The organism is Paraburkholderia sp. BR10141 (genome assembly GCF_056155635.1).
Genome location: NZ_JBMIQH010000092.1, coordinates 1 through 4,180, shown reverse-complemented (window position 1 = coordinate 4,180; position 4,180 = coordinate 1). Strand labels below are relative to the sequence as shown.

Annotated in this window: 2 protein-coding genes and 3 pseudogenes; 2 read left to right on the top strand and 3 right to left on the bottom strand. The window is 56.7% G+C overall.

The window, feature by feature from the left end; all coding sequences use genetic code 11:
- Positions 1-446: 446 nt before the first annotated feature.
- Both ACOJB8_RS40775 and ACOJB8_RS40770 read right to left on the bottom strand, forming a co-directional pair.
- Positions 447-1,238: a hypothetical protein gene (locus ACOJB8_RS40775; RefSeq protein ID WP_342924823.1), complete on the bottom strand. Its 792-nt coding sequence runs from the start codon at positions 1,236-1,238 to the stop codon at positions 447-449.
- A gap of 149 nt (positions 1,239-1,387) precedes the next feature.
- A pseudogene (locus tag ACOJB8_RS40770) lies at positions 1,388-1,864 on the bottom strand (IS110 family transposase); the annotation flags it as partial.
- On the opposite strand from ACOJB8_RS40770, the pseudogene ACOJB8_RS40765 reads away from it, so the two are divergent.
- Positions 1,754-2,516: pseudogene (locus tag ACOJB8_RS40765) on the top strand (IS110 family RNA-guided transposase); the annotation flags it as partial. The pseudogenes ACOJB8_RS40770 and ACOJB8_RS40765 overlap by 111 nt on opposite strands.
- 673 nt (positions 2,517-3,189) lie before the next feature.
- Positions 3,190-4,071: a hypothetical protein gene (locus ACOJB8_RS40760; RefSeq protein WP_342924835.1), complete on the top strand. Its 882-nt coding sequence runs from the start codon at positions 3,190-3,192 to the stop codon at positions 4,069-4,071.
- Here the strand turns inward: ACOJB8_RS40760 and ACOJB8_RS40755 are convergent.
- A pseudogene (locus tag ACOJB8_RS40755) lies at positions 3,969-4,180 on the bottom strand (IS66 family transposase); the annotation flags it as partial. The gene ACOJB8_RS40760 and the pseudogene ACOJB8_RS40755 overlap by 103 nt on opposite strands.

The window sequence follows — 4,180 nt, the reverse complement described above, 5'->3', positions numbered from 1 at the left end:
AGGTGGGGGAATTTACGCGCCCATAAGTGGGGGAGTTTGAACTGCCCGCCCGGGAGCCCACATTCTGTCACCATTAGATACCATCAGAAATGGGGGTGGGGGAACCCGTCAGAACTATCCTCTGCTTGTGGGAAAACGTCAGAATAGATGCCTGTGGACAACAGTGGGAAATCGCCCGACTAAGTGGGAAAACGTCATTTTTCAGTGGGGAAACGTCAGACGAATGCGCCGCAAACCCATTCCTGGCAACGCTTTCACGCGTATACAAACCTTTACAAAACTATTTACAAACCCCAGCCCCGCGTTTCACGTCTTTGCTCACGACATGCCGGTAGCGTTGTTGCGGTCGAAGGCATTGAGCAACCGGCGAATCTCGTCAGGTGACAAACTATCGGGAAGGCCGGCGATGTGTGGGATGGTCGGGACGCCGTGGCTGGCCTTGAAGATCAGAAGATCAAATAGCTGCGAAGTGAAATGCCGACACCCTTGATCGAGTTGGGCGCAAGTCCGTGCGTGCGACGCTCGACAAAACGTGCGACATCCGATGGCATGAGCTTCGATATGGTGATCGCACCGATGCCGAATCGATCGACAAGAAACTCGCTGACATGCCGTCTCCGCACGTCGCGGGTACTATCGGAAAGCCCGCGAATCTCCGTCAAATGACGATCGAAATCAGCAACCTCTCTTGCGATGACTGCTGATACGGATGAACTCGGCTTTGCACAAGGTGTCACGAAGATCCACGTGCGAAGGTTGATGCCATCAACGCCAATGACGGGGCCCGCGCCGAAATCGACCTGCACGGCGTCAGCCGGCGCGAACTCCAAGATCGTCGTGGCGGCCACGCCGCGCTCGGCGGCAAGGTGGACCATCATGCGGCGAACCGCCGAGTAGCTGCCGGTGTAGCCGTGGTTGCGCCGAAGTGTGGCGTGGATTGTGGTGCCCTGTACGCCGGCGGCGAGCCAGCCGCGGATCTGCTCGCGAAACGGCTCCACGGTCGACACGCAGGTACTGGGCAGATGCGGCGTGCGACCAAAGACCCCGGCGATCACCGTGTCATCGGGCAAGAGCTGCGCGGGATCAAGCCAGCCTCGCGCTTGGGCTTCACGGCGCACGCTGGTGAGCTTCTTGCGCCCCATCAGTCCGCCGCGAGCGATGTCGCGGTCGGAGTCGCCTTGCCGCATACGGACAAGGACTTGACGATACTCAAACAATTCGAACCTCCGGTTGGTCATAGGCGCTCCGTTCAAAAAGAACAAAGCGTACCGACTGGGAAAGTTCGAACCGCGCTTTACATTCCGATATCACTGGCGCCTATGCGCCGATCATCAGGTGGCGCCTTTACGCCGATCACGGATTGGCTCCATAACGCCGATCCGTGACACCTGGGAGGTAACTCGTGTTCCGCGAGCACGGCGGGCAACCGTCTGACAACGGCTATCCCGATAGGCAGACTGATACCGAATTCCAGCAGGAAGGCATGCATCTGGTTTGTCGTGCATACTCGATCGCGAATCAGTGAATCACGCACACGGTGTAATGCGGACAGCGTTTGTTGCGATTCCGTCTTCGGAGTCACAAATCGCATGGAGGGGCGTGACGCGGCTTCGCAAATTGCCTCAGCATCGACAAAATCGTTCTTATTTGATTTTACGAACGGCCGGACGAACTGCGGCGAGATCAGCTTGATCTGATGCCCGAAGGTCGCAAGCTTGCGCGCCATGAAGTGAGCGCCGGCACACGCTTCCACGCGGCCGATGCGCAGGCAATCTGGCTGGCAGTGCAGCAGCCCAGCAAGCCGGTTGCGGTCAAAACGGAAATGCAGCAGGCGATGCTGGCGCTGCACCGGATGCGCGAGCAGTTGGTGAAGTTTCGTACGATCCAGATCAATGCGCTGCGTGGCCTGCTGACGGAATATGGCGAGGTGATGAGCAAAGGACGGGCGGCGCTGGACAAGGCTATACCGGAAGTGCTCGCGAGGGTTGCCTAGTGTCTACCAGCGGTGCTGATCGACACGCTGCGCGAGCAGTGGTGCGGGCTGACAAAACCTGGACCGTCAGATCGCCGACATCGAACGCCGTTTGCTGAACTGGATGAAAGAGAGCAATGCCTGCAAGGCGATAGCAGAGATTCCAGGCGTCGGCCTGCTGACAGCGACCGCAGCGGTCGCGACGATGGGTGATGCAAAGTCATTCAGGTCAGGGCGTGAGTTCGCAGCATGGCTCGGCCTCGTTCCCGCCCAAACGGGCACGGGAGGAAAGGTTCAATTATTGGGGATAAGTAAGAGGGGCGATACCTATCTACGCACTCTATTGGTTCACGGGGCGCGCAGTGTGTTGCACCATACGAAGGAGCCGAGTGAATGGCTCAAACAGATCAGCCTCCGGCGCCCGTCAAACATAGTGGCCGTCGCACTGGCGAACAAGATGGCGCGAACAATCTGGGCAATCCTGGTACATGGTCGTGAGTATGAACGCGCTTACGTGAGCATCAAGCCACACCTGACCGCCTGATGCTCACGTAAGCAGAAATCTGATTTTATGGAGTGAACTCTCAAAGTTGCGCTGGCAATCGTAAGTGATGACGACACAGGTAGGACCGGGACTCGCCAAACCTGGGAATAACCAAGAGCTTCGAGCTCGCGTTAAGAATGAGGTGCGAGTCAGCGGATTTCATAGTGGGCCGCAGCGGCAATGCCGACTGCAACAAGCCCGGATATAGAGCAGCAGCCAATCCTGTCAGTCACAACACGCGAAAAACTGGCGCAAACGGGACGCGTTCATATAGATGCATATGATTCGCAAAGTGCAGGTGATAAACGAACGGCGATGACCAAGCGGCAGCCGCTCAGTTCTACTCGCTTGTGACATAACAAATCCTATCTATATGGGAACATGCTCGGCCTGCCGTCCTCATCGCGACGGAACCCAGGCACGAGCAGCCGAACTGCAGTTCAAAACCGTCATTCATCGTGGAACAGGCATGCCAATCTCCAGCGTATCTAGCTCAAGTAACGTTTCCACCGATCTCACGGCAACGAGTACGGGTGAAGAATCGCCCACTAATCCTAATTCCGCATCCTCCTTGTGCGCGAGCGGCCAATTGGCAGGGCTAAAGACAAGAGTCCAGAATAATATTGGCGCTAATGCCCATCGCGACTTGAGTTCGAGCCAAGGGACGTCAGCGATGGAAAACGTTCGCTCAGCAGTCCCTGACCAGAAAACACTTTTGGCTAAGTACGGCACGGTCGGACAAAAGAAGGCCCGCACTGCCGACGAAATGGATAGTGCCGACGCAGCTGCGGTGGAGGAAGCCATCGCGCGCAGTCTGCAGGAGAAGGCTTTCTGGATACTGGCCAAACCTAAACTGCAAGCCATTCAAAGCAACACGACGCATACTTCGAATCGCACGAATAACGTCGTGGTCAATCAGGCTGACAAGAACGAAGAACCGTCTGAAATATCCGACGATAACCGGGAGCAGCAGATGTTGGGATTCGCCGATCTCAACAACGCTTTTAGGGCATACCTGACCAAACATGACCTGCAGGTCATTTCCAACCCGGGAACGGGGAGCAACTGCGCGATCTATGCGTTGGTGCAACACCTCAGGCCGGATTTGAAGGACAGCAATCTCGACAACGAAGTTAACGAGTTGCGCCGCGAGTACGACGTGAAAAATCCATCCGACAGCAACGACAGGATGCTGCATCTGGATACCGGCGTTGGTGGAGCGGCCAAGACCCTCACGAGGCTTGTCAATGAGCGCTACAACGTAAACATACAGGTTGGGGTAGTCGAAGCGGGCCTAGACGCGCAATACCCCGTGACGAGCAGGGAATTCATTTCGGCTTCTGGCGCGAGCGCCCCGTTCACACACCATGTAGTTATTTGGGACCAGCAGGGACACTACGAAGCCGTGACAGCCAAGCGTCCAAGCACGGAAGAGACGGGGCAAAATATTCGAACCGATGCGATCAATTTGATGAATCGCGTCGCAAGCAGATCGAGCGTTCGGGCAGCCTTCGGTACGCTGTCCTCTGCCTTGATGAAGTACCGTCTCAGATGAACCCAACAGCCACGGTGCACGAGTTGGTGGCGTCGGGCGATGTCGTTGGAGGGTTCGTAGCCAATGGAATGAGCGCCTCCCACCCATCGTCGAATCGGCAGATCATGGA